Genomic DNA, 2,043 nt, shown 5'->3' with positions numbered 1-2,043 from the left:
CGGGCCAGGCTCGCGCGCCAATCGGGCAGCGTCACGCCAAAGGTCTCGCGCAGCTTGGTGTTGTCCAGGCGGGAATCGGCCGGGCGCTTCGCGGGTGTCGGCCAGTCGGCGGTTGCGATGGCTTCGACCTCGGGGAAGGGGCCGCCGTGGCGCTGCGCTTCCTCGAAGGTCGCGATCGCCAGTCCGTGCCAGCTCGTCTCGCCCGACCCGGTCGCATGGAAGATTCCGGCATAGGCAGGCTTCCAACCGCCTTCTTCGATGCGGGCGATAATGTCGAGGATGGCGGTGGCGAGGTCGGCGGCCGCCGTCGGGCTGCCGATCTGGTCCGCCACCACGCGCAGTTTCGGCAGTTTCGCGCCCGCCGCCAGCATGGTTTTCACGAAGTTCTTGCCGGTGTCGGAATAGACCCAGGCGGTGCGCAGGATCACCGACGCGCCGCCGGCCTGCATCACTGCTTCCTCGCCGTCCCGCTTGGTGCGGCCATAGGCGCCGGTCGGGTTGGTGGCGTCGCTCTCCAGATAGGGCGCCCCCTTGTCTCCGGCGAAAACGTAATCCGTGGAAATATGGATGAAGGGAATACCGGCCCGGGCGGACAGGGCGGCGAGCAGGGCCGGCCCGTCCCGGTTCGCGCGCGCGGCCCCGGCCTCGTCCGCTTCCGCCGCATCCACCGCCGTATAGGCGGCGGCATTCACGACGGCGGCCCATCTCCGGCTCGCGAAGGCCGCCTGCACAGTCTCGGGGCGGTCGAAATCGAATTCCGGGCGGCCGAAGACCACCACCTCCATGTTCCGCGCGGGTGCGAGGCGGGCGAGGGCTTGCGCCACCTGGCCCTGGCCGCCGGTAACGAGGATGGGGCCGATCATCATGCGCGTCCTATCCCTAATAGGTGAAGAGCGTGCCGGCATCGCGGAGTCGCGGCAGGAGCTTGTCCTTGTCCGACAGCACGACCTCGGACGGATCGACCGGCCAGGGTAGTGCCAGGTCCGGATCGTTCCAGATCACGCCCGCCTCGCTCGCCTTGTCGTAATCGCCGGTCACTTTGTAGACGACCTCGGTGTTCGGTTCGAGCGTGCAGAAGCCATGCACGAAGCCGCCGGGAATCCACAGTTGCTGCCAGTTCTCCGCCGAAAGCTCGGCGGCGACCCATTTGCCGAAGCTCGGCGAGCCGACGCGGGCATCGACCGCGACATCCCAGATGGCGCCGCGCACGCAGCGCACCAGCTTACCTTGGATGAAGGGGGCGAGTTGGCAGTGCAGACCGCGAATAACGCCCTTCTGAACGGAGAGGCTGTGATTGTCCTGCACGAAGTCGCCTTCGATGCCGGTCGCCTCGCGCAGCTTTTTCGCGTTGAAGGTCTCCGAGAAAAAGCCCCGCGCATCGCCGAATTTCGGCGGCGTGATGAGCAGAACCTCGGGGATGGCGAGCGTTTCGACGCGCATGGATGCCTCCGTACTCTCGAAGAAGTCTTAGGATCGACCTAGACATGCGCTCGGCGGGCGAGAGGCGCCCAGAACGCCGTCCGAGCGGCATGTGCAGACGGGCTTTCAGACGTGGCCGTCGGCCAGTTCATTCAGGAAGCGGCCGAGTTCGGTCTTGCCCAGCGCCTTGGCCTGGGCCCGCAACTCATCGACGCCGATGAAGCCGCGCCGGAAGGCCACTTCCTCGGGGCTGCCGACCAGCATGCCCTGGCGGGACTGGATGGTCTGCACGAAGGTCGCGGCTTGCATCAGGCTGTCCGGCATGCCGGCATCAAGCCAGGCCGCGCCACGGCCGAGCCGCTCAACATGCAGTGTACCTTCCTCCAGATAGAGCTTGTTGAGATCGGTGATCTCCAACTCCCCGCGCGGCGAGGGCTTGATGCTCTCGGCCAATTTCGTCACGCGATTGTCGTAAAAATAGAGGCCTGTCACTGCCCAGTTGGATTTCGGCACGGCCGGCTTTTCGACGATTTCGAGCGCATGGCCCGCCTCATCGAAGCTCACCACGCCGTAGCGCTCGGGGTCGCGCACTTGATAGGCGAAGACCGTGGCGCCTTCCGGCCG

Annotated in this window: 3 protein-coding genes; all 3 read right to left on the bottom strand. The window is 66.4% G+C overall.

The genetic code is table 11. The features are described 5' to 3' along the window. Window positions 1-866 (bottom strand): dTDP-4-dehydrorhamnose reductase (gene rfbD, locus VL752_RS11405; protein WP_325355247.1); only part of this gene is annotated, 866 nt, incomplete at its 3' end. 13 nt (window positions 867-879) lie between these two features. After that, window positions 880-1,440, bottom strand: coding sequence for a dTDP-4-dehydrorhamnose 3,5-epimerase (rfbC, locus tag VL752_RS11400; RefSeq protein WP_325355245.1), 561 nt, complete (start codon window positions 1,438-1,440; stop codon window positions 880-882). A gap of 105 nt (window positions 1,441-1,545) precedes the next feature. Beyond that, the coding region (locus VL752_RS11395) for a sugar nucleotidyltransferase (protein WP_325355243.1) at window positions 1,546-2,043 on the bottom strand (498 nt) is incomplete at its 5' end.

Source organism: Acidisoma sp., assembly GCF_035492295.1.
Taxonomy (GTDB): domain Bacteria; phylum Pseudomonadota; class Alphaproteobacteria; order Acetobacterales; family Acetobacteraceae; genus Acidisoma.
The sequence above is the reverse complement of the archived record's forward strand: the minus strand, read 5'-3'. Positions and strand labels throughout refer to the sequence as shown.